General features: G+C 67.4%; 17 protein-coding genes, 1 tRNA gene and 1 pseudogene. 8 read left to right on the top strand and 11 right to left on the bottom strand.

Annotated features, from left to right (window positions below; all coding sequences use genetic code 11):
- Positions 1-1,719 (top strand): glycerol-3-phosphate dehydrogenase/oxidase, encoded by a 1,719-nt coding sequence (locus tag NC4_RS09510; protein WP_067535113.1) that lies wholly within the window; start codon positions 1-3, stop codon positions 1,717-1,719.
- On the opposite strand, the gene NC4_RS09505 is transcribed toward NC4_RS09510, so the two are convergent.
- From NC4_RS09505 to NC4_RS09495, 3 genes are all read right to left on the bottom strand, one after another.
- Positions 1,700-3,073 carry a CoF synthetase gene (locus NC4_RS09505; RefSeq protein ID WP_067535111.1) on the bottom strand — a complete coding sequence of 458 codons (1,374 nt, stop codon included), beginning with the start codon at positions 3,071-3,073 and terminating at the stop codon, positions 1,700-1,702. The genes NC4_RS09510 and NC4_RS09505 overlap by 20 nt on opposite strands.
- Before the next feature lie 85 nt (positions 3,074-3,158).
- Positions 3,159-4,373: an IucA/IucC family siderophore biosynthesis protein gene (locus NC4_RS09500; protein WP_067535108.1), complete on the bottom strand. Its 1,215-nt coding sequence runs from the start codon at positions 4,371-4,373 to the stop codon at positions 3,159-3,161.
- An 88-nt stretch (positions 4,374-4,461) separates the two neighbouring features.
- Positions 4,462-4,535: transfer RNA gene (locus NC4_RS09495), tRNA-Met, on the bottom strand.
- A gap of 513 nt (positions 4,536-5,048) precedes the next feature.
- On the opposite strand from NC4_RS09495, the gene NC4_RS09490 reads away from it, so the two are divergent.
- A complete protein-coding gene (locus NC4_RS09490; protein ID WP_067535105.1) occupies positions 5,049-5,585 on the top strand; it encodes a transglycosylase family protein in 537 nt (178 codons plus the stop codon).
- Positions 5,586-5,672: 87 nt separating this feature from the next.
- Here the strand turns inward: NC4_RS09490 and NC4_RS09485 are convergent, their stop codons facing one another.
- Positions 5,673-8,669: a UPF0182 family protein gene (locus tag NC4_RS09485; protein WP_067535102.1), complete on the bottom strand. Its 2,997-nt coding sequence runs from the start codon at positions 8,667-8,669 to the stop codon at positions 5,673-5,675.
- Positions 8,670-8,838: 169 nt separating this feature from the next.
- Between NC4_RS09485 and NC4_RS09480 the strand changes: the two genes are divergently transcribed.
- Complete coding sequence (locus tag NC4_RS09480) at positions 8,839-9,447, top strand: PPA1309 family protein (RefSeq protein WP_067535099.1); 609 nt, start codon at positions 8,839-8,841, stop codon at positions 9,445-9,447.
- Here the strand turns inward: NC4_RS09480 and NC4_RS09475 are convergent.
- Positions 9,444-10,469, bottom strand: a complete 1,026-nt coding sequence (locus NC4_RS09475; RefSeq protein ID WP_218020967.1) for a YlbL family protein — start codon at positions 10,467-10,469, stop codon at positions 9,444-9,446. The two genes, NC4_RS09480 and NC4_RS09475, sit on opposite strands and share 4 nt — an antisense overlap.
- Positions 10,470-10,554: 85 nt before the next feature.
- Between NC4_RS09475 and NC4_RS09470 the strand changes: the two genes are divergently transcribed.
- From NC4_RS09470 to NC4_RS09460, 3 genes are all read left to right on the top strand, one after another.
- A complete protein-coding gene (locus NC4_RS09470; protein WP_067535096.1) occupies positions 10,555-11,949 on the top strand; it encodes a zinc-dependent metalloprotease in 1,395 nt (464 codons plus the stop codon).
- A 131-nt stretch (positions 11,950-12,080) separates the two neighbouring features.
- Entirely contained in the window at positions 12,081-12,878 is a 798-nt protein-coding gene (locus NC4_RS09465) for a TOMM precursor leader peptide-binding protein (RefSeq protein WP_067535093.1), read from the top strand.
- Positions 12,879-12,978: 100 nt separating this feature from the next.
- Positions 12,979-14,328 carry an ABC1 kinase family protein gene (locus NC4_RS09460; RefSeq protein WP_067535091.1) on the top strand — a complete coding sequence of 450 codons (1,350 nt, stop codon included), beginning with the start codon at positions 12,979-12,981 and terminating at the stop codon, positions 14,326-14,328.
- A 97-nt stretch (positions 14,329-14,425) separates the two neighbouring features.
- Here NC4_RS09460 and NC4_RS09455 read toward each other — a convergent pair whose 3' ends face one another.
- From NC4_RS09455 to NC4_RS09445, 3 genes are all read right to left on the bottom strand, one after another.
- On the bottom strand, positions 14,426-14,659 hold the full coding sequence (locus tag NC4_RS09455; RefSeq protein WP_084528866.1) for a WhiB family transcriptional regulator: 234 nt from the start codon (positions 14,657-14,659) through the stop codon (positions 14,426-14,428).
- 217 nt (positions 14,660-14,876) lie between these two features.
- Positions 14,877-15,239: a hypothetical protein gene (locus NC4_RS09450; RefSeq protein ID WP_067535088.1), complete on the bottom strand. Its 363-nt coding sequence runs from the start codon at positions 15,237-15,239 to the stop codon at positions 14,877-14,879.
- Between the two features lie 140 nt (positions 15,240-15,379).
- Positions 15,380-17,530 (bottom strand): ATP-dependent DNA helicase UvrD2, encoded by a 2,151-nt coding sequence (locus NC4_RS09445; RefSeq protein ID WP_157554543.1) that lies wholly within the window; start codon positions 17,528-17,530, stop codon positions 15,380-15,382.
- Between the two features lie 295 nt (positions 17,531-17,825).
- Between NC4_RS09445 and NC4_RS42350 the strand changes: the two are divergent.
- Positions 17,826-18,779, top strand: a pseudogene (locus NC4_RS42350) (low temperature requirement protein A); the annotation flags it as partial.
- A gap of 234 nt (positions 18,780-19,013) precedes the next feature.
- Positions 19,014-19,265, top strand: a complete 252-nt coding sequence (locus NC4_RS42345; RefSeq protein ID WP_281186269.1) for a mycoredoxin — start codon at positions 19,014-19,016, stop codon at positions 19,263-19,265.
- Between the two features lie 248 nt (positions 19,266-19,513).
- On the opposite strand, the gene NC4_RS09435 is transcribed toward NC4_RS42345, so the two are convergent.
- The 3 genes from NC4_RS09435 to NC4_RS09425 form a co-directional block, all read right to left on the bottom strand.
- Positions 19,514-19,780, bottom strand: a complete 267-nt coding sequence (locus tag NC4_RS09435; RefSeq protein ID WP_169814752.1) for a DUF4189 domain-containing protein — start codon at positions 19,778-19,780, stop codon at positions 19,514-19,516.
- A gap of 89 nt (positions 19,781-19,869) precedes the next feature.
- Positions 19,870-20,799: an NAD(+) diphosphatase gene (gene nudC, locus NC4_RS09430; protein ID WP_067535081.1), complete on the bottom strand. Its 930-nt coding sequence runs from the start codon at positions 20,797-20,799 to the stop codon at positions 19,870-19,872.
- 30 nt (positions 20,800-20,829) lie between these two features.
- Positions 20,830-21,888, bottom strand: coding sequence for a potassium channel family protein (locus NC4_RS09425; protein ID WP_067536088.1), 1,059 nt, complete (start codon positions 21,886-21,888; stop codon positions 20,830-20,832).
- Positions 21,889-21,925: the final 37 nt, after the last annotated feature.

Below are 21,925 nucleotides of genomic sequence, written 5' to 3'. Positions count from 1 at the left end.
ATGCCCGCCCCACGTCTCGGCCCGGACTATCGCCGGACCGCGCTGCGGAAGCTCGCCACCGAGGAGTTCGATGTGCTGGTCATCGGCGGTGGCGTGGTCGGGGCGGGCGCCGCGCTCGATGCCGCGTCGCGCGGATTCTCGGTAGCCCTGGTGGAGGCGCGGGATTGGGGCGCGGGCACCTCCAGCAGGTCCAGCAAATTGATCCACGGTGGCCTGCGATATCTGGAGCAGCTCGACTTCAAGCTGGTCTTCGAGGCCCTGAAGGAACGAAAACTGCTGCTGAACAAGCTCGCTCCGCACCTGGTGCGCCCGGTGCCGCTGCTCTTCCCGCTGCGGCACCGGGTCTGGGAGCGCGGCTACGCCGGGGCCGGGGTCCTGCTCTACGACCTGATCGGCCGGACCAAACAGCTGCCGCCGCACCGTCATCTGTCCCGCGCGGGCGTCCTGCGCACGGCTCCCGGACTGGACCCCCGATCCTTGGTCGGCGGAATCTCGTTCCACGAGGCGCAGGTCGACGACGCACGCCACACCATGACACTGGCCCGCACCGCCGCCCGGTACGGAGCCACCGTGCTCACCGGAGCGCGAGTCATCGAACTGACCCGCAGTGAGGGGCGGGTCACGGGTGCCGTGGTGCGCGACGCGGAGACCGGCGCAGAACTCACCGTGGCAGCCCGGCGGGTGATCGGCGCGACCGGCGTGTGGACCGACGAGATGCACGAAATCGCCGGTGTGCCCGCACCATTCACCGTCCGCATGTCCAAGGGCGTCCATCTGCTCGTCCCCCGCGCCCGGCTCGACCTCGGGACCGGGCTGATCATGCGTACCGAGAAGAGCGTCCTGTTCGTCATTCCGTGGGACCGGCACTGGATCATCGGCACCACCGATACCGACTGGTCTCTCGACCGCGCCCACCCCGCCGTGAGCCGCGCCGATATCGACTATCTGCTCGCCCGCGTCAACACCTTCCTCGCGGACCCCCTGACCCCCGCCGATATCGAGGGCGTCTACGCGGGCCTGCGTCCCCTGCTGGCCGGAGAATCCGCCGAAACCGCCCAGCTCTCCAGGGAACACGCGGTTGCCGAGCCCGCCCCCGGACTGTTCGTCATCGCGGGCGGCAAGTACACCACCTACCGGGTCATGGCCGCCGACGTCGTCGACGCCGCAGTCCGCGGCTTCGGCCGCGCCGCCCCGAAATCCCTGACCGAACACATCCCGCTCCTCGGGGTGCTCGGATATCACGAAATGTGGCTCGACCGCGCCGGTCTCGCGGCCCGCACCGGGCTCGCCCCGGCGCCCCTCGAGCACCTGCTACGCCGTTACGGCGCGCTGGTCACCGAACTGTTCGACCTCATTGCCGAGCGCCCGGACCTGGCCGAACCGCTCACCGGAGCACCCGACTACCTGCGGGCCGAGGTGGTCTACGCGGTCACCCGCGAGGGCGCACTTCGCCTGGGCGACATCCTGGTCCGCCGAACCAGGATCTCCATCGACCAACCCGACCGCGGACTCGCGGCCGCGGCGGAGACGGCCGCGCTGGCAGCGCCGCTCCTCGGCTGGGACGCCGAGCGCGAGCAGGCGGAGGTCCGCCACTACACCCGTCGAGTCGAGGCCGAACGCGCCGCCCAGCAAGCCGCCGACGACCGAGCCGCCAATGCCGCCCGGCTGACCGCCGAGGAACCCTCCGTGGGCGAGAGCGCTACGCGGGCAATGGGATAACCGTGCGGTACTTGCCGCCGGGCGCTCGTTCCGGCGGTTCCTCGGCGCGTTCGACGGTGACGTTGGCGAGGTCGTCGTCGACCAGCAAGTGCGTGAGCTCCGCACGTACCATCCGCCATACGTGGTCGGAGTCGACGGCTCCGGTCGCGCGCAAGCGCACTCGAAGCGTGTCCGGTTTGGTTTGCACGACTTGGAACAGCTCGATGCCCGGTGTGCGGTCGAACAGGGTGGCCACGGCCAGGGGTGTGAGGGTGCGCTGTTCGCCCGTGGCTGTCGGGACCGTGAGCGTGTCGCCGGAGCGGCCCTGCACCCGGAGCGCCGGAAGGGGACTGCCGCACGGGCACGGGTCGGGATTGAACAGTACCCGGTCCTGGATGTCGTAGCGCAGGATCGGCTGGACCCGATTGGCGAGATCGGTGATCAGGACCGTATGCGACCACTCGCCGGGCGGGGTCGGCCGGTAGTCGGCATCCACCGGTTCGGCGATCGCCCAGTCGCTGTTCACGTGGTACCAGCCGTGCGAGCAGCCGTAGGTCAGGTAGGTGCATTCGGTTGCGGCGTAGACGGTGTGGACCTTGGCGTGGAATGCCGAGGCCATCCGTTCGAGGTCGCCGCTCGTCATGGTTTCACCGGCGGGCGCGACGAGCACGGGATGAATGCGCAGCCGCCCGTCGGCCTGCTCGTCGGCGAGCACCTTGATCATGCTGGCGTAGCCGACCATCATGGCGGGGTCGAATTCCTGTAGGGCGGCGACCAATTCGGGCAGCGGCCGATGCACCGACATCGATCGGATCACCTTGCGCCGCCACCAGCTGTCCGCCGTCACACGCACGAATCCGGCGTTCCCGATGTAATGCCCGCCGGTCGCCACCAACTGCGCGACACGAACACCCTTCGCCAGGATCCGAAAATAATCCCCCGGCCGCAGCGAAGCCGCATATCCGCGCCCGGCGATGACGGTCTGCACGTTCAACTCCCGATCATCCTGAACGAACAAACCCCGATTGCCACTGGCCCCGCTGGTGGTGCCCACGAGATACCGCCCGAGGAACCGCTGCCCGACCAGCGCGGGATCATCGACGAACGCCTGCACCGCCGCCAGCGTGACCTCCCGATCCGTGGCCCAGTCATCGAACCGAGCCATCAACCCCTTCTTGTCCGTCACCGGCAATACCGCCGAATCCCGCACCCGCCCCGGCACATCCCGATAGGCCTCCCGGTAATACGGCGAATGAGCCCGCGCGAACGCCACCTGCTCCCCCAGCCGATCCCGCTGCCTGCGGAAGATCCCACCGGCCCCTTCCTTGATGGCTCGGCGCGCATCGATCCGTAACTTCCATTGGCTTTCCGTCATAGCGAATCCCTCGATCGCCTAACCCGCATACGGTTTCACGGCGCGAGTACCCGCCCGAACCCCCCGTAACCGCGATCCCGCCTCCTCATCGCCAGCGTGGCGGGTTACCGGTGTCGACCAGCGCCCACGTGCCAGGCGCGGCATGATCGTCGTAGTAGTAAGTGGTGGCGGGTAACAGGACGTACGGGTCGGTGCCGATCGCGGTGTGGAAGGCCGACCGCGCGGCCTTGCGCAGCGCCTCGGGATCCACGTGCCAGCGCCGTTCGGCGAGTGCCGCGAGGTAGTCGAGGGCGTGATGGCCCATCGAGCTGTCATAGACCAGGCTGGCGAGGTGTGATGCGGGCATGTCCACGTCGCTGCCGATGACGTTGACGGGCGGCAGTGCGCGGTTCAGCCCGCGCCGCGCGCGGACGGCGGGGTCGATGAACACATCGCAATCGCGGTAGCGCAGTTCGGTTTGGGAGCCGTCCGCGGTGAAGCGGAAGAGGGTGTTCTGGCCGTGCGGTTCCAGCAGGCAGCCCGATTCGAGGGCCGCGCGCACCCACAGGTCGATCATCGGCACGATGATGCGGTCGATAATGAAGTCCTGCGCGGGCTCGCCGCTGATATCGACCAGCTGCTCGAGCAGAGTCGGGTCGTCGGGTGCGTGAATGTCGGTGCCGTACAGGGCGAAAAGCGGAACCGTATAGCGGTCAGCGCACAGTTCCGGCGCCTCCCGGACGATGAATCCCCATGCGTCACTGCCCGATCCGAATATCCCGCCGCACACATCGGCGAGCATCGGGGCGCCGGTCGCGGCGAGTTCACCCGCCACCCACAGCTCCAGCTCGATCCTGGGCGCGCGCATGCGCCGGGTGAAGCGGGAAATACGGCGCGGGTAGTGCAGTTTGAGTTGGTGCGGTCGCACCGGAACCCCGTCGATGGCCCGCACGAACACGGTCCGCGCATTCGCCAACGGCACCACGTCGAAGGTCGGCCCCGGCGCACATGCCAGTAGTTCTTCGCGCCCGACCAGCCCCGGCAGCGTCGTCGTGTCCGGATGAACGGGCAGGACCAAGCGATCGCCATCCAGGTACAACTCCGGCAATTCCGACGCGATCCCGCTTCTCAGCATTCGCCCCAGCGACGCGGGCACACACACGCTCCGCACCCGAAACAACTCCGAGTCGCCCTGCGGATCGTATTCCGCCGAGACCTCGGACACCCCGGCGAACCGACTGTAGCCACGGGTACCCCCACCCAGGTACCGCTCGGCGGCGATCCAGCACTCGGTGGGATCGAGAGCCTTCGCCAAGCGCATAGCCGCTCAGCCTAGCCGGATCCGGTGAACTCACCCCATCAATGCGAAAGTGGCCCGGAATCAGATGATTCCGGGCCACTTCCCGTAGTAGCGGGGACAGGATTTGAACCTGCGACCTCTGGGTTATGAGCCCAGCGAGCTACCGAGCTGCTCCACCCCGCGTCGGTGAAGACAACACTACACACGGCTGCGTAGATGCACCAAATCGGCAGTTCAGATGCGTATTCGAGGGTGTTAATGCCCGCATTGGGGAGTGGGCGGGCGGGGCGTGGGGCGAGTCAGGCGGGGTGCGAGGCCCGGATCGAGGGGCTAGCGCGCGCGTTGACCGTCCATGGGGATTGAAAACGTGACCCACCTCACAAATTAATGGTGAGTTGGGTCACATCACGAGTGCATAACAGACCATTTAAAATTTCGAAATGCAGCATAGCCAACCTGCATCAACGGTATTTTTACGGTTATGCGCTTCATGCAATTACGAAGTTATCAAGACGTGATCTGCCGAGATTTGATCGTTATCGTCAGGAGCGGCCCGGATCAAACCTGTGATGGGCTCCGACCTGAACCGCCGCGCACCGGAGACCCTGTCCCGCGGTCGGGTACCCCGAGTCCTGAGGACAGGGACACGGCGCAGCAATCGGCGCCGGGGCCGGTGGGTGCAGGGAGGGACACCACATGAAACAGAACCGGAAGATCAACACCCGCGTCCTCGGCCTCGCGGCCGTCACCGGCGCCCTTGTTGCCGTCCCGTTCGGCTTCACAGCGACCGCTTCGGCCGCGCCGACGCACGACTGGGACGGCGTCGCCCAGTGTGAGAGCGGCGGCAACTGGGGCATCAACACCGGCAATGGCTACTACGGCGGGCTGCAGTTCTCGCACGGCACCTGGACCGCCAATGGCGGCACCGGGCTGGCCAGCAATGCCAGCAAGGAAGAGCAGATCCGCGTGGCCGAGAATGTGCTCGCCACCCAGGGCGTCGGCGCCTGGCCGCACTGCGGACAGTACCTGCGCGCGGGCGTTTCCGAGCCCGAACCCGCGCCCGAGCCCGAGGTCGTTCCCGTGGCGCCCGCCCCGCTGCCCAACGAGCGCCAGGCGCTCATCGACCAGGCCAAGCAGGTGGCCGGGGATTACGCCGAGCAGTTCGGCGTGCAGGCGCAGTACCAGCAGGTGCTGGAGCAGAACGCCGCGCTCATCGAATCCTGGGGTCGCTGACCCACCACAGACTCCTTCCTCATACCGGGAGAAGCAAAAGGCGCTGCCGTCAACGGAGACGGCAGCGCCTTTTGGTTTCAAGGGGCGTCAGCCGCCTGCCTTCTCGTAGGCGTCGACGGCTACTTGGAGCTGTTCGAGCGCCTTGCCCAGTGCGCCCAGGTCACCGGACTTCTGGGCGTCCGTGACCGCGCGCAGGGCGTCGTCGATCTGTTTGACCGCGGCGTCCCGGCCGATGGTGGGCGGGGTGACCGTGCCTTGTTCGGGTGGGGTCGTGCCCTGGTTCGGCGGGGTGGTGCCCTGCTGGTTGGGCTGGGTGGTGGCGGCGCTGCCGCTGCCGGGGAGGACCTTGTTCAGGGCTTCCTCGACGGTGGAGCCGTAGCCGACCTTGTCGCGGTAGCTGGCCAGGACCTTGACCAGCTGCGGGTAGGACGGGGCATTGGTGCCGCCGGTATTGCGTTCCAGATACCAGGGCTCGATATAGAGGATGCCGCCGTCGCCGACCGGGAGGGTCAGCAAGTTGCCGTACCTGATCTTGTTGACATTGCCGCCGGTGAGCAGGTTCCGGTCGCGGGACACTTCATCGGAGGTGGTCATCGATGTCTGTGTCTGGCCGGGACCCGGCGTTTGCGAATCGGCGGGCAGTTTGTAGACGGTGATCTTGCCGTAGTTCTCCGGATCCGAGGCGGCCTGGATGTAGGCCGACAGGAAGTTCCGCTTGTAGCCGACCATGACGCTGGTCAGATTGAACGACGGCTTACCGGTCTTGGGATCGCCCAGCAGCACGTAGTACGGCGGCTGATGCGCCCCGGCGGCCGCGCCCTCCTGGGTCGGGTCGTTGGAGACCGACCAGAAGGCGTTGTTGGTGAAGAACTCTCGCGGATCGTCCACGTGGTACTTCGCCAGCATCTCGCGCTGCACCTTGAACAGATCCTCCGGGTAGCGGAAGTGCGCGCGCAGATCCGGGCTGATCTCGCTCTCCGGCTCGACCGCATCCGGGAACACGCCCATCCAGGCCTGCAGCACCGGATCGTTCTTGTCGACCTCGTACAGCTTCACGGAGCCGTCGTAGGCATCGACGATGGCCTTCACCGAGTTTCGGATGTAGGAGACCTCCTTGCGCGGCAGCAGCCGCCCGGTGGTCTGGTCGATGCTGTCCTCGATCACGCCGTCCAGCGAGGTGTGCTGGGCGTACGGGAAGTTGTCGAGGGTGGTGTAGGCGTCCACGATCCACACGATGCGCCCGTCCACCACGGCCGGGTAGGTATCGCCGTCGGGGGTCAGCCACGGGGCCACATGCTCGACGCGTTCGCGCGGATTGCGATTGAAGATGATCTTCGAATCGGGTCCGATGGCGCCGGAGAACAGGATGTTCCGCTCGGCGTACTTGGCCGCGAACGCGAACCGGTTGAACCAGTTGCCGATCGGCACGCCGCCCGCACCCGTGTAGGTGTACTGCGAAGTGTCGGTGTCGTATTCGCGCGGCGCCTGGTTGTTGCCGCCGACAATGGCGTAGTCGGAGTCCGACTTGGAGATGAGCTCGCCGTAGTAGATGCGCGGCTGGGTGACCTTGATGGCCTGCTTGTCCGCCGGAGTGCCCAGATCACTGACCGTGCTCAGCGTCGTATTGTTCGGGCCCGGCACCTCGAAGACCGGGTAGCCGTAGCCGCCGCCGGTATCGGTGCCCGCGGTCTCCTGCGCCTTGGACGGATCCTTGGGCGGGGCCACGTTCACCTTGTTCGCCGGGGAGGCGACGAACCCGTTGCCGTGGGTGAAGACGGTGTGCTGGTTGATCCAGTCCTTCTGGTTCTCGGCCAGGTTCTGCGGCTGGAGCTCGCGTGCCGCCACGATGAAATCGGTGGTCTCACCATTGATGGTGTACCGGTCGATATCCAGCGGATCCGGGAACCCGTAGAAGTTGCGTAGCTGCAGGTTGCGCTGAATGAAGGTGGGCTGCAGCAGATTCGGGTCGAGCAGGCGGATGTTCTCGATGGTCGACCGGTCCGCGGGCAGCGTGACCGGATCCTTGGTCGCCGTGCCCGGATAGTCGATGTACTCCACCTTGTCGGTGGTGATCCCGTACGCCGCCCGAGTCGCCTCGATATTGCGCTCGATGTACGCGCTCTCCTTGTCGGCCGCGTTGGGCCGCACCGAGAACTGCTCCACCAGCAGCGGCCACACCGCGCCCACCAGCACCGAGGACAGCACCAGCAGCGCCGCCGCCATGGCCGGAATCCGCAAGTCGCGCAGTACGACTCCGGCGAAGAACGCCAGCGCGCAGATGACCGCGATGGACAGCAGGATCAGCTTGGCGGGCAGCACCGCGTTGATATCGGTGTAGGAACCGCCGGTGAAGGTCGGCTCCTTGCGCGTGCTCGACAGCAGCGCGTACCGGTCGAACCAGTACGCGATCGCCTTGAGCAGCACGAACAGTCCGGCCAGCACCGCCAGCTGCACCCGCGCCGCGGTGCTCAGCGTGCCCTCGCGGCCGGTCAGCCGCACGCCGCCGAAGACGTAGTGCGTCACCAGATTCGCGAAGAACGCGATCACGACGGCGACGAACAGCCAGTTCAGCACCATGCGGTAGAAGGGCAGATCGAAGGCGTAGAAGCCGACGTCCAGATTGAACTGCGGATCCTGCACCCCGAACGAGCCGCCGTGCAGGAACAGCTGCACCGTCACCCAGCTCGACTGCGCCACCAGCCCGGACAGCACGCCGATGAGCAGCGGGATGCCGAGCCCGAACAGCCGCAGGTGGCTCATGGCGGTGGTGCGGTAGCGGGCAATGGGATCGCCCGGCCCGGACACCGGCACGAATACCGGCCGCGAGCGATACGCCAGCAGCAGCGCCAGCCAGATAATGGCCGCCACCACCAGCGTGACGACGAGGAACAGCACGATCCGCGTCAGCAACACCGTGTGGTAGACGCCGCGGAATCCCACTTCCCCGAACCACAACCAGTTCGTATAGGCGTCGGCGAGACGCGGCCCGACGAGTAATAGAGCCGCAAGCACCAGGGCCGTCACCAACAGCACACGACTGCGGCGGGACAGCGAAGGTAAGCCTGTCGACGGGCGCATGCCCACAATGCCACTCTCCCAGGGTCCGGCGGCGCTGCCGGAGTGACCGGCGCGCCGCAGTCCGATGATGAGTTGGTCCCATTGGACCGTTCGCGCCCCACTCTACGTAAAACGCCCGGAGTCGGGCCCAACACCCGCGATCGGTTGCTCGCGGCGGCGGTGCGAGGATTGAGCGGTGAACCCTGAGCAGTGGGCCGCGTCCGCCCTGTATCGCTGTATTCGCGAAGTCGCGGAGTATGTCGACGGTGAGGGCTGGAATCGCCCGCCACAGATGTTCGCGCTGGTCCCGACCGCGGATCTGGTCGCGGCGGAGCCGTCGCTGCTGGATCAGGTGGATGCCGGGGACGCGCTGACTCCCATTGCGCAGGAGCCGTTCCCGGAGGACATCGCCGGTGAGGCCGATGCCAGGGCGCTCGACGAATTCCTGGCTACCACCAGTTGGCCGCCGTCGGTGGAGGGCTGCGTGCTGGTGCAGCAGATCGTGGTGCTGCCGCCCGCCGCCGAGTCGGCCCTCGACGATGCCATCGCGCCCTTGCTCGCCGATCGCGAGGCCGCCGATCGCGCCGCTCGCCGCGCCGCGGTCACTCATCCGGGGCGGCGCGATGCCCGGCTGTTCGTCGGCGTGCTGCGCGACGGCACCTCGCTGTCGCTGCTACAGGTTCGGCCCTCCGAGGACGAGGAAGATCCCTGGGGTGATCTGGAACTGCGCACCGCCCCGAACCTCGCGCCCAATCTGGTCGAGGCGCTGCGCCACACCCTGGAAAACGATCCGGACGAGTTCTAACCGCAGCACGGCGCGTCCTCACCGGCATTGATGTTGTCCAGGGCTTCGACTGCGCCGGTGAGGTTCTCGACCTTCACCAGGCGCAGGCCGTCGGGGGTGCGCGCCTTGGCCTCGTTGCAGTTGGCGGCCGGGATCAGGAAGGTCTGGGCGCCCGCCTCGCGCGCGGCGATCATCTTGTACTGGATGCCGCCGATCGGGCCGACCTTGCCGTCGGGATCGATGGTTCCGGTGCCCGCCACGAACTTGCCGCCGCTCAGTTCACCGGGGCTCAGCTTGTCGATCAGCGCCAGGGTGAACATGAGTCCGGCCGAGGGACCGCCGATTTCGGCCAGGTTGAAGTCGACCTGAATCGGCCCCACCGCAAATTCGCCCGGGGTGATGCCCAGATAGCCCTTCTCGGCGTCGTCCGGGCGGGCGCCGAGGGTGATCTCCGCGGTCTGTTCCACGCCGTCACGGCGGAACGTCACCGGAATCGTGGCCCCCGGTTTGGCCGAGGACACCGCCGTCACCACATCCTTGGTGGTCGTGACGGGCTTGCCGTCCACGGTGATGAGCTCGTCGCCTTGCCGCAGCACATCCTTGGCCGGACCGTCCTCGGTGACCGCGCGCAGGCGCACCACCGTCGGCATCTTCAGATAATGCAGCGCCGCCAATTCCGCATTGTCTTCGGAATCCTTGAACTCCTGCTGATTGGATTTGTCGATCTCGTCACGCGAAACCCCGGGCGGATACACCTCGGCGCGCGGGACGAGGCCGTTCTCACCGTCCAGCCACAAGCCCAATGCCTCGAAAATATTCAGCTGATCGCGAACGGAGACCGTCGTCATATTGAGATTGCCGGAGGTCGGATCGACCGGCACATCCCGCACCTCGACCACCTGTTTTCCATTGACTTCGCCCAGCGTATTGAAGGTCGGCCCAGGTCCGAGCGCCACGAACGGAACGGTCACGACACTGCCCACGAGACCGAGCACCAGAATCGGGATCAGCGCGGCGAGCAGGGTGAATATGCGGCGAGTCACGGCAGCAAGGGTACTGGTGATGTGCGTGATTGCCGCGCTCCGCTCGCCGGTGGGCTGGGTGCGCGGCTCCAGTACCGTAGATGACATGAGTGACTTTCCGTTCGGATTCTCGAATCGCGACGACGATCCGGAGCGCAAGCCCGGCGATCAGTCCAGCGGTTCCGGTGCGAACAACCCGTTCGGGCTGGGTGGTCCGGGCGGTGGCGGATTCGATCCCTCGCAGCTGGGTCAGATGCTGACCCAGCTGGGTCAGATGTTCACCAGCATGAGCCAGCCGGGCGCATCCGCCGGTCCGGTCAATTACGACATTGCCAAGCGACTGGCCCGCCAGCAGCTCGGCGCCAGCGTCACGCCGGTGAGCCAGGGCGCGCAGCGCGCCGTCACCGATGCCGCGCACCTGGCCGAACTCTGGCTGGACGCCGCCACCACCTTCCCGGCCGGTGCGACCAAGACCGTGGCCTGGACCGCCAATAACTGGATCGAGGAGACGCTGCCCACCTGGAAGCGGCTCTGCGATCCGGTGGCGCAGCAGGTTTCGGGCATGTGGACCGCCACCCTGCCCGAGGAGGCCAAGGAGTTCGCGGCCCCGATGATGGGCATGCTGAGCCAGATGGGCGGGCTCGCCTTCGGTTCGCAGCTGGGCCAGGCGCTGGGCCAGCTCGCCAAGGAGGTGCTGACCTCCACCGATATCGGTCTCCCGCTGGGTCCGGCCGGTACCGCGGCGCTCTTGCCCACGGCCATCTCCGAATTCAGCGAGGGCCTGGAGCAGCCCGAGAGCGAGATCATGGTCTTCCTGGCCGCCCGCGAGGCCGCGCATCAGCGGCTGTTCGCGCATGTGCCGTGGCTGCGGCCGCAGATGCTGGGCGCGGTGGAGGATTACGCGCGCGGTATCAAGATGGACTTCTCCGCCATCGAACAGGCCGCCCAGGGCCTGGACCCGATGGCGCTGGCGGATCCGTCCAAGCTGGAAGAGCTGCTCTCCCAGGGCACTTTCGAACCGCAGACCACACCGGAGCAGAAGGCCGCGCTGGAGCGCCTGGAGACACTGCTGGCCCTGATCGAGGGCTGGGTGGAGACCGTGGTGGCCGACGCCGTCGGCGACCGGCTGCCCGGTGCGGGCGCGCTGGCCGAGACGCTGCGCCGCCGCCGCGCCACCGGCGGTCCGGCCGAGCAGACCTTCGCCACCCTGGTCGGCCTGGAACTGCGGCCGCGCAAGGTGCGCGAGGCCGCGGCACTGTGGCGGCGACTCACCACCGACGCCGGGGCGGAGCAGCGCGACGGCGTCTGGGCGCACCCGGATCTGCTGCCCGATTCCTCCGATCTGGATTCGCCCGCCGGTTTCATCGACGGGGTGCTGGGCGGCGGCGCGAGCTCCTTCGACGATCCGCTGGCGCAGCTCGCCGAGACCGTGGAGCGCGAGCGGCTGGAGAAGGAGAAGGCCGAGGAACCGGGCGACGACGAGGACAAGCCCTCCGCGTAAGACCTCGGGCGAACCCTCCGAGCAGAGCTGCGGGCAAGCCCGCTGTGCGGCTTGTGGACAACCCGCGAAAGCGCTGATCAGTCAGCGTTTTCGCGGGTTTTCGCATTGTCGGGAGCACGCATACTGCGGTAATGACCACACTCGCGTCCACGCGCGGCCCGCTGCTCGATCCGCGAATCACGGTGCTGCTGCGCCCCGATGGCACGGTCCAGCTCGGCTGGAACTCCGGGCACGCGCGGATCCTCACCGCACCCGGTCCGGTCTCCGCCTTCCTGCGCCTGCTGGACGGTAGCCGGACCCGCCCGCAAATCCTGTGGCAGGCCCGGAAATTGGGTTTCGGCGCCGATATGGCGGGCGACCTGCTCGACGAGCTGGCGGCCACCGGCCTGCTGGCGAGCGCGGATCCGGACCCGCTGCTGCGCACGGTGCGCGTGCACGGCCGCGGTCCGCTCGCGGATGCGCTCGGCGCGGGCCTGCGCCGAATCGGGCTGCGCCCCACCCGTTCCCAGGCCGAGCTCACCGTCCTCGCCGATACCCTGGTGCCCGATCCGGTCCTCGTCGCCGAACTCGTGCGCGATCGTCGCCCCCATCTATCGGTCCGGCTGCGCGACGGCCGCGGCCTCATCGGCCCGCTGGTGCTGCCCGGCGAAACCAGCTGCCTGCGCTGCGCCGATCTGCACCGCTGCGATCGGGATCCGGCGTGGCCACAGTTGAGCGTGCAACTGCTGGACCGCGTCGGCCACGCCTCCCCCGCCGCCATCGCGACCGTTGCGGCCTTGGCGCTCACCGAAATCGAGCGCATTGCCCACGGCCGCGCCGCGCTACCGCCCGCCACCCTGAACGCGACCTTGGAGCTGAATCTCGATTCACACCAGCTCGAGCGCCGCCCCTGGATGCCGCACCCGCGCTGCGATTGCGCCGGAAGATAGCCGGAACCCGGCCACTGTGACCGATCCCACTCACACTCCTGACCCGGTAGAACACCCGATTCCCCTACCGCACCGTCTGGGACATCGGCATGATGGGAACGTGTCAGAGATTGTGAGCAAGCGCTCCTCCCGCAATGCCAAGTTGGCCAAGATTCCACTCGGCATCGCAGGGCGGGCGGCCGTCGGGTTCGGCCGCAAACTTGCCGGGGGCGACAAACAGGAAATCAATGCGGAGCTCAATCAGAAGGCCGCGGAACAACTGTTCGCGGTCCTCGGTGAGCTCAAGGGCGGCGCCATGAAGTTCGGGCAGGCCCTGTCGGTCATGGAGGCGGCGGTCCCCGAGGAGTTCGGCGAGCACTACCGCGAGGCCCTGACCAAACTGCAGGCCGCGGCCCCGCCCATGCCCGCCGCCTCCGTGCATCGCCAGCTCGACCAGCAGCTGGGAACCGGCTGCCGGCAACGGTTCCGGCATTTCGACGACGAGCCCACCGCCTCGGCCAGTATCGGGCAGGTGCACAAGGCGGAATGGTCCGACGGCCGCATTGTCGCGGTGAAGGTGCAGTACCCGGGCGCGGACGAGGCGCTGCGCGCCGATCTCAAGACGCTCAATCGCATGGCGAGCATGATCGGCGCCCTGATTCCCAGCGCGGACGTCAAACCGATTCTGGCCGAGATCAGCGAGCGCACCGAGGAGGAGCTCGACTACCGCATCGAGGGCGGGCATCAGCGTCAGTTCGCCAAGGCCTTCGACGGGCATCCGCGCTTCCTGGTGCCGAAAGTCGTTGCCAGCGCGCCCAAGGTCATCGTGACCGAATGGCTGGACAAGGCCACCCCGGTCTCGAAGATCATCCAGCGCGGTATGGAGGATCCGGAGGGCACCTTCGAGCTACGCAATGCGGTGGCCGCGCTGATGGGCGAATTCCATTTCAGCTCACCGGCCATCGCGGGTCTGTTGCACGCCGATCCGCATCCGGGCAACTTCATGTATCTGGAGGACGGCCGCCTCGCCGTCATCGACTACGGCGCCTGCGCCCCACTGCCGAATGGTTTCCCACCCATTCTCGGCCAGATGGTGGCCCTCGGCGTCGAGGAGCGCTACGACGAGCTGACCAAGCTCATGTACGACAACGGCTGGGTCATTCCCGGTAAGGCGGTGAGCCACAAGGAGATCGAGGACTACCTGCGGCCCTTCACCGATCCGATCCGCACCGAGACCTTCCACTTCACCCGTAAGTGGATGCAGCGCGTGGCGGGCAAGGCCACCGACATCACCAATCAGGACATGATGAAAACCGCTCGGGCGCTCCAGCTTCCGGCCGAGCACGTCATGATCTTCCGCGTCCTGGGCGGCTCCATCGGCATCTGCGCCCAGCTCAATGCCGAACTGCCGTTCATGAAGCTCATGCAGGACTGGGTGCCCGGCTACAAGGAATACCGCACCGCGAGCTGAAACATACCGCACCATAACGCAAACAACCCGCTTGCCGTCAGGCAAGCGGGTTGTTCCGGTTCGTACTTCTTTTCATATCCCCCCGTTACGGGGGTTCTCATGCCGCCGCGATCTTGCGCGGGCGACCACGGGGACGCTTGCGGGCGATCACGACACCCTGGTCGAAGATCTCACCGCCCCAAACACCCCAGGGCTCGCCACGATCGATGGCGGCCGACAGGCAGCCCTGCCGGATCGGGCAGCTGGCGCACAGCGCCTTAGCCTCTTCCAGCTGGGCCGGGGACTCTGCGAACCACAGGTCGGGGTTGCCGACTCGGCAAGGCAGGGTCATGGTGACTCCCCGGCGAACGCGGGTAGCGGGGGCCACGGTGGTGCGGCATGTCACGCGGTCACGGGTAACCGTGGTGGACACGTCGGTCTCCTTCAGCTCGTGCAGCGGTCGTTACTTCGGTTTGGCGAAACCGCTGCCGGTGGCTGGAGGCCGATACAAATATGGCCACGGTTTCGCTTTCGGGCGATCCGTGGCCAGAGGTCCTGGGAGTAGGTCCCTACCTGAGTCGACTTCGGTGTCGACTCCTGTTCACGGTCGCTAGGTGGGTGTTACGGAGGCGGACTGTCAGCAGATCTGCCGGGTTGGTTCCGGATTCCGCTGCGGAGACGCCGGCGGCGCGATATGCGTCGGCCAGATGCCATGCCCCCATGGGCTCGTCCTGCTTGATCACGATCTTGTGCTCGGGCGCTTGCACTTTGCTTGCAAAGACCTGAACGCCCAGATCGCTACCGCTGGACAGACGAATCCCCTGCTGCGAAGCGAGGATCCCCCGGGAGGCGGACATATCGCACAGTGCGCGCGACATCGCCACAACGCTCTGGATAGCGTGCGTCGATACGGTGCTCGTAATGTTCAACACGGGTCTGCCTCCCTCCTGTACTCGTTTGCCGTTATGTCAAATGCGCACCGGGAACCCTCCCGGGTGCATGCCAACCACCCTAGGGAGTCATACGAATGCGCACAACCTATTTTTGACCAGCAGTTTTGCGGTCTTGCGCACTACCGGTCCCGTATGCGAGAACGGACGATGGCCAAAACGTCTGCACCGTAGGTCTGTAGCTTCTTGGCGCCGATGCCCGGAATGGCGACCAGCGCCCTGTCATCGGCGGGACGCTGCTCGGCAATGGCGGTCAGCGTCGTATCGCTGAAGACCACGAAGTGCGGCAGCTTCAGCTCGTCGGCCTTGTCCTTGCGCCACTCCTGCAGCGCGGTCAGCAGTTCCGGATCCACATCGGCCGGGCAGCGCGAGCAGCGGCCGAGCATGGTGGCCTGGGTGTTCAGCAGCGGACGGCCGCACACCCGGCAGGTCGGATGCACCCGTTTGGGGCCGCGCCGATCGGTGGTGTGCTGGGCGATGCGCGAGGCCGGGGAGTCGTCGGGCACCAGGCCGATGAGGAAACGCGACCGGCGGCGGACCTTGCGGCCGCCCTCGGAGCGGGCCAGCACCCAGGACAGGTGCAGATGCTCGCGGGCGCGCGTGACGCCTACATAGAGGAGTCGGCGCTCCTCCTCGAGGGATGCCTCGTCGGCCACCGAGCCGTCGGGGCCGAGCACATGCTGGATGGGCAGCGTCCCGTCGGCCAGCCCGACCAGGAATACCGCATCCCACTCCAGGCCCTTGGCCGCGTGCAGCGAGGCCAGGGTGACGCCCTGCACGGTCGGTGGGTGCCGGGCCTCCGCGCGGGCGGCGAGTTCGCTCAGCAGTCCGGTGAGTTCGAGATCGGCATCGTGGCCGGTGAGCTCCTCGGTCAGCTGCACCAGCGCGACCAGCGAGGACCAGCGTTCGCGGGCCTGCACGCCCGCGGGCTCCTCCTTGGTGAGACCGAGCTTGGCCAGTACCGCGCGGACCAGGGTGACCAGATCGGCGCCGCGCGCATCGGGCAGATCGTCGCGGGCGGCCGCCTGCCGCAGGGCCTGGACGGCCTGGCGGACCTCGGGCCGCGCGAAGAAGCCTTCGCCGCCGCGCACCTGGCACGGAATCCCGGCCTCGGTCAGCGCCTGCTCGTAGGCCTCGGACTGGGCATTGATGCGGTAGAGCACGGCGATCTCCGCGGCGGGCGCGCCCTGGCCCAGGAGTTCGGCAATGGCCTTGGCGACCGCGGTGGCCTCGGCGGGCTCGTCGTCGTATTCGGCGAAGACCGGTTCCGGACCGTCCGCGCGCTGGCCGATCAGCTGCAGCCGGGTCCCGGCGATGCGCCCGCGCGCCGCCCCGATCACCCGGTTGGCCAGGGACACCACCTGCGGGGTCGACCGGTAGTCGCGTTCCAGCCGCACCACCGCCGCCTCCGGGAAGCGGCGCGAGAAATCCAGCAGGAAGGCGGGACTGGCCCCGGTGAATGAGTAGATGGTCTGGTTGGCGTCGCCGACCACGGTCAGATCGTCGCGATCGCCGAGCCAGGCGTCGAGCACGCGCTGTTGCAGCGGCGTGACGTCCTGATATTCGTCGACCACGAAACACCGGTAGCGCCCGCGGAACTCCTCGGCCACCGACGGATAGTCCTCGAGCGCGGCGGCGGTGTGCAGCAGCAGATCGTCGAAATCCAGCAGCAGTCCGTCCGCGCTGGTCTTCAGCGATTCGTACCCGGCGTACACCGCCGCGACCTTCGACGCCTCGTACGGCGCGTCACGCTGGAGCCGGGCCACCGTGGCGGCGTAATCCTCCGGCGCGATGAGCGAGCCCTTGGCCCATTCGATCTCACTCGACAGATCGCGCAGGGTCTCGGTATCGGTGGACAGACCCGCCCGATTCGCGGCCTGCGCCACGATGGGGAACTTGCTGTCGATCAACCGCCATGGCACATCCCCCACGACCTGCGGCCAGAAGTATTTGAGCTGCCGCAGCGCCGCCGCGTGAAACGTGCGCGCCTGCACCTGCCCGGCCTCCCCGCCGAGTCCCAGCGCCCGCAGCCGGTTCCGCAACTCCCCCGCCGCCCGCGCCGTGAATGTCACCGACAGCACCTGATCGGCCTTCACATGCCCGGCCGACACCAAATACGCGATGCGATGAGTAATGGTGCGGGTCTTGCCCGTCCCCGCGCCCGCCAGCACACAGACCGGCCCGCGCGGCGCGCGCACGGCCGCCGCCTGCTCGGCATCGAGTTCGTCGAGCGCGAGCTTCGGCTCAGTCGGCGCGGCAGTCACGCGCACCATCATGACAGCCACCTCCGACAGCGACGGCCCGGACAGGTACTTGCCGTGCGCGGCGGGTCGGTGGCGGGTCAACCCCCTCGAGCCCACAACAATCGACCCGAGTGCGAAGCTCTGCCCCCACCGCGGCACGGCCGTGCGGCTGGCCGATTCGGCCGCGAGTGCCACGCCGTGGCCGAACCAGTTGGGCGCGACCGGGCGACACTCGCCGTCGCTCGCATATCCGGAGTTCAGGACCGGTTAGCGTGCGACGGTGGCCGACGAAGCACCCGCGAACCACGACCGCCGCGCGACGTGGATGGAGCTGTTCTTCGATCTGGTGGCGGTGGCGGGCATCAATCAGCTCGCCCATCTGCTGCACGATGAGCCCGGGCTGCCGGATTTCGCGCTCTATCTGGTGCTCTACTTGGCCTTTTGGACGGCTTGGGCATGTATCACGCTGTACAGCAATATTGCCCGAGACCGGACTCGGCAGCCGCTCATGCTGGCGGCCATGTTCGGGCTGGGCGTCATGGGCGCGGCCGTGGCCGGGATTCCGGACCGGCACTCGACCACGTTCGCGGCCGCCTATGTGCTGCTGCGGATCGGCACGGCGCAGGTGTGGGGGCGCGGGCGCATTGTGGTAGACTGGCCGGTCGCGCAGCTGACCGTGGGCGTGCTGCCGTGGATCGTCTCGCTCTGGGTGCCCGAGCCGTGGAAGTACTGGCTGTGGACCGCGGGCCTGGTGGTGGACCTGTGGCTCATGTTCGCGGTCAGCGGCGAGCGCATGCTGGCCGGAGCGCAGCAGGCATTGGAAGGCAGGTTGCGCCGGGGGCGGCAGGAGCGACAGGGACCGCGGTGGCGGCGATTCGACGGTATGGAGACCCCGAAACTCGTAGCGCTGCACGCCGATCCGGAACACCTGGGCGAGCGGCTGGGCCTGTACGTGATCATCGTGCTCGGCGAGGGCTTCATCACGGCCATCGGCGCGGTGGGCGCGGTCGCCTGGACCGCCACGGTGGTGCTCCTCGGCATCGGCGCCTTTCTACTACTGGCCGGGCTGTGGGCATCGACGCTGACCTGCGGCTTCATCCCGCGTCTCCTGGAGAACACCCACTCCGGTGACCGCGTCCCCTGGCAGCATGTGATGGCCGCGCACTGCGCCATTACCGGCGCGATCGTCACCATGGCGGCCGCCCTGGGCCTGACCATCAGCCACGCGCCGCACCATCTGTCGGCGGGCATCGGCTGGCTGTTGTGCGGTGGGGCGGCGGCCTATTTCGCCGTCACCGCCGTGGCCGGTCTGCACGCACGCGCCGATCTGCGCGCCATTCGCGCTCTATCTTCTCCCCTGTGCGCTCATCGCGGTCGCCCTCGGATTCTTCGCGCCCCGCATCGCCCCGGTGATCCTGGTATACGCCATTGCCGCGTTGGTCGGCTGGGCGCTGCTGTGGCAGATCCGGGCGAAGGCGGGAACATGATCCCGGGTGATCTCGTTGCACCCTCCGTGACTGCAACGGACCTGACGATGTACTCGACCACCTGGTGCGGCTATTGCCGACGGCTCAAGAAGCAGCTCGATGAGGCCGGGATCACGTACGAGGTGATCGATATCGAAGACCATCCCGATGCCGCCGAATTCGTGGGCAGCGTCAACAACGGCAATCATGTGGTGCCGACGGTGAAATACCGGGATGGGTCCACCGCCACCAATCCGAGCCTGGTTCAGGTGAAGGAAGCGCTCGCCGCCATCGGCTGAGCCCCGGGACCTCGCGTCCGGAAACGACAGAAGCCGCACCCATGACGGATGCGGCTTCTTCGACTGCTAGCGGATCAGTGTCCGTCGGTGCACTTGGTCACCAGGATGGTGCCGCGCTCCGGCTGGCTGGACCCGGTGAACGGGAACGGCAGCTGCGGCTTGATGCCTGCCAGGCTGTTCAGCGCCATCTGCTCGGCGGCGGCGGGGGTGCTGCCGTAGCCGCCGTAGAAGCGCAGGCCGTCCTCGCTCTAGGCGACCGAACCGCAGCCTTCGTTGAATTCCACGAGGACCTTGCAGCTGCCGCCGCATTCGTCGAGCGCGCTGCCATTGGCCTCACCCTGGTTCGGGTAGTTCCAGGCCGCGCCCCAGCTGTTGTCATTGTTCAAGGTGCTCACGGCAATTGCGCCGTAGAGGCGGCCGTCGGGCCCGCGCTCGGCATTCGCCGCCGCCGAACCCAGGGACATGAGCGCCGCCGCAGAAGCGACGACGACGGCGGCCTTACGCCATACAGACATCGAGAATCTCCCCATCAAGAAAAGGCTTCCGAATACGAAGCCATGCATGATCTTGCTCGAGAGAACCCGAATTGTCCAATAAGAATCAATCAATCAGTGGCAGCCCAGGATTCGACGATGGTGCGCGCAATCGAAATGGACCCCGGAAGCAACAGGCGGCGTTCGGTATTCGCGTCCAGTTCGCCCGCGGCATCGCGGCCCCAGGAGCCCGCCGCCAGCGCTTCGCGCACCTCGGCGCGGGTGAACCAGTGCGCCTCGGTGATCTCGCCGTCGTGAAAGGTCAACGGCTGCGCGGGATCCGCGACCGCGGTGAAGCCGAGCATGAGCGAGCGCGGGAACGGCCAGGGCTGGCTGCCGAGATAGCGGATCTCGCCGACATCGACGCCGACCTCCTCGCGAATCTCGCGTTCCACACAGCGTTCCAGGGATTCACCAGTCTCCACGAAACCGGCCAGCAGCGAGAACAAGCCCTGCGGCCAGGTGTGCTGACGGGCCAGCAGCACCCGATCGCCGCCGTCGTGGACGAGGCAGATGACGGCCGGATCGATGCGCGGGAATTCCTCGTACCCGGATTCGCTGGTGCGCGACCACCCGGCGGAGCTGGGCACGGTGGGGGTGCCGTCGGCGGCGCTGAAGCGGGCCTTGTCGTGCCAGTTCAGCAGGGCGATGACGGTCGAGAGCAGGCCGGTGCCGAAATCGTCGAGGTCCAGGGTGACGCCCACGGCCCGCAGATCGGCCAGGTCGCCGTCGATGTCGTTGTCCCGCACCGCCCACAGGTGGGTCGCACCGTCGACACCCAGGAATACGGCTTCCGGGGCCGGTTCCGCGGCGAGGCTGGTGGCGGCGTCCAGCACGACCGTGCCGTTCGCGATCCGCACCTGCCCGCGCTTGGTCATACGCACGAGTTTGGCTTGCCCCCAGCCCTCTTTGAGGGCCTGCTCATCGCTGCGAAGATGCTCCGCCCGATCCAGAGTCGTACGCGAAAGGACCGGAACCGCATTCAGCTGAAAACCTGACACGGTTCGAGACTAGCCGTGCCGGGTGACGGGTCAGACGTGGACGCGGCGGATGTAGAGCAGCTTGTCGCCGGATTCGAGGGCGTCGACCTCTTCCTCGCCGACGCGGACGAGGGTGCCGTTGCGGACCACGCCCAGCACGATATCGCGCAGGTGGCGGGGGGAACCGCCCACTTCCTCCGGTTCCACGTCGCGTTCGGCGATGGCGAATCCGGCTTCGGGGGTGAGCAGGTCCTCGACCATTTCCACCACGCTGGGTGTGGTGGTGGCAATGCCGAGCAGGCGCCCGGCGGTCTCGGAGGAGACCACCACCGAATCGGCGCCGGACTGGCGCAGCAGGTGGGTGTTCTCGGCCTCGCGCACGGCGGCGGAAATCTTTGCCTTGGGATTGATTTCGCGGGCGGTGAGAGTCACCAGGACGGCCGTGTCGTCGCGATTGGCGGCGACCACGATGGAGGACGCGTGCTGCACGCCCGCCAGCCGCAGCACATCGGAGCGGGTGGCCGAACCGTGCACGGTCACCAGACCGGCATTGGCCGCCGCCTCCAGCACCTGCGGATCGGTGTCCACCACCACGATGTCGGCCGGTTTCACGCCGTCGCCGAGCATGGCGTCGACGGCGGTGCGGCCCTTGGTGCCGTAGCCGATGACCACGGTGTGATTGCGCACGCTGCGCCTCCATCGCTGAATCTTGAGAGCCTGCCGGGACCGTTCGGTCAGCACCGACAGGGTGGTGCCGACCAGGACGATGAGAAAGAGCACCCGCAGCGGGGTGATGACGAAGATATTGACCAGGCGCGCCCGCGGGGTGAACGGCGTGATGTCGCCGTAGCCGGTGGTCGACAGCGACACCGTGGCGTAGTAGGCCGAGTCCAGCAGCGACAATTCGCCGCCCGCATTGTCGTGGTAGCCGTCGCGGCCCACGAACACCACCAGCGTGGCCAGCACCAGCAGCATGACCGCCAGCAGCACCCGGCGCACCAGTAGCCGCCACGGGCTGGCCTCGTGCGCCGGAATCCGCAGAATACCGACGAGCGCGAAGTCCGGGCGGTCGGTGATCCGGCCCAGTCGGCGCGATGGTTCACCGAACACGCGAATCACCAGCCATTTCGGGGATTTCTACCTGCGG

The sequence above is a fragment of the Nocardia crassostreae genome (assembly GCF_001613405.1).
Taxonomy (GTDB): Bacteria; Actinomycetota; Actinomycetes; order Mycobacteriales; family Mycobacteriaceae; genus Nocardia; species Nocardia crassostreae.
The sequence above is the reverse complement of the archived record's forward strand: the minus strand, read 5'-3'. Positions and strand labels throughout refer to the sequence as shown.

Excerpts from the sequence above, each read along its gene's own strand:
- NC4_RS09510 (WP_067535113.1), top strand. The coding sequence starts at position 1 with ATGCCCGCCCCACGTCTCGGCCCGGACTATCGCCGGACCGCGCTGCGG.
- NC4_RS09505 (WP_067535111.1), bottom strand. The coding sequence starts at position 3,073 with ATGACGGAAAGCCAATGGAAGTTACGGATCGATGCGCGCCGAGCCATC.
- NC4_RS09500 (WP_067535108.1), bottom strand. The coding sequence starts at position 4,373 with ATGCGCTTGGCGAAGGCTCTCGATCCCACCGAGTGCTGGATCGCCGCC.
- NC4_RS09490 (WP_067535105.1), top strand. The coding sequence starts at position 5,049 with ATGAAACAGAACCGGAAGATCAACACCCGCGTCCTCGGCCTCGCGGCC.
- NC4_RS09470 (WP_067535096.1), top strand. The coding sequence starts at position 10,555 with ATGAGTGACTTTCCGTTCGGATTCTCGAATCGCGACGACGATCCGGAG.
- NC4_RS09465 (WP_067535093.1), top strand. The coding sequence starts at position 12,081 with ATGACCACACTCGCGTCCACGCGCGGCCCGCTGCTCGATCCGCGAATC.
- NC4_RS09455 (WP_084528866.1), bottom strand. The coding sequence starts at position 14,659 with ATGACCCTGCCTTGCCGAGTCGGCAACCCCGACCTGTGGTTCGCAGAG.
- NC4_RS09445 (WP_157554543.1), bottom strand. The coding sequence starts at position 17,530 with ATGGTGCGCGTGACTGCCGCGCCGACTGAGCCGAAGCTCGCGCTCGAC.
- NC4_RS09435 (WP_169814752.1), bottom strand. The coding sequence starts at position 19,780 with ATGTCTGTATGGCGTAAGGCCGCCGTCGTCGTCGCTTCTGCGGCGGCG.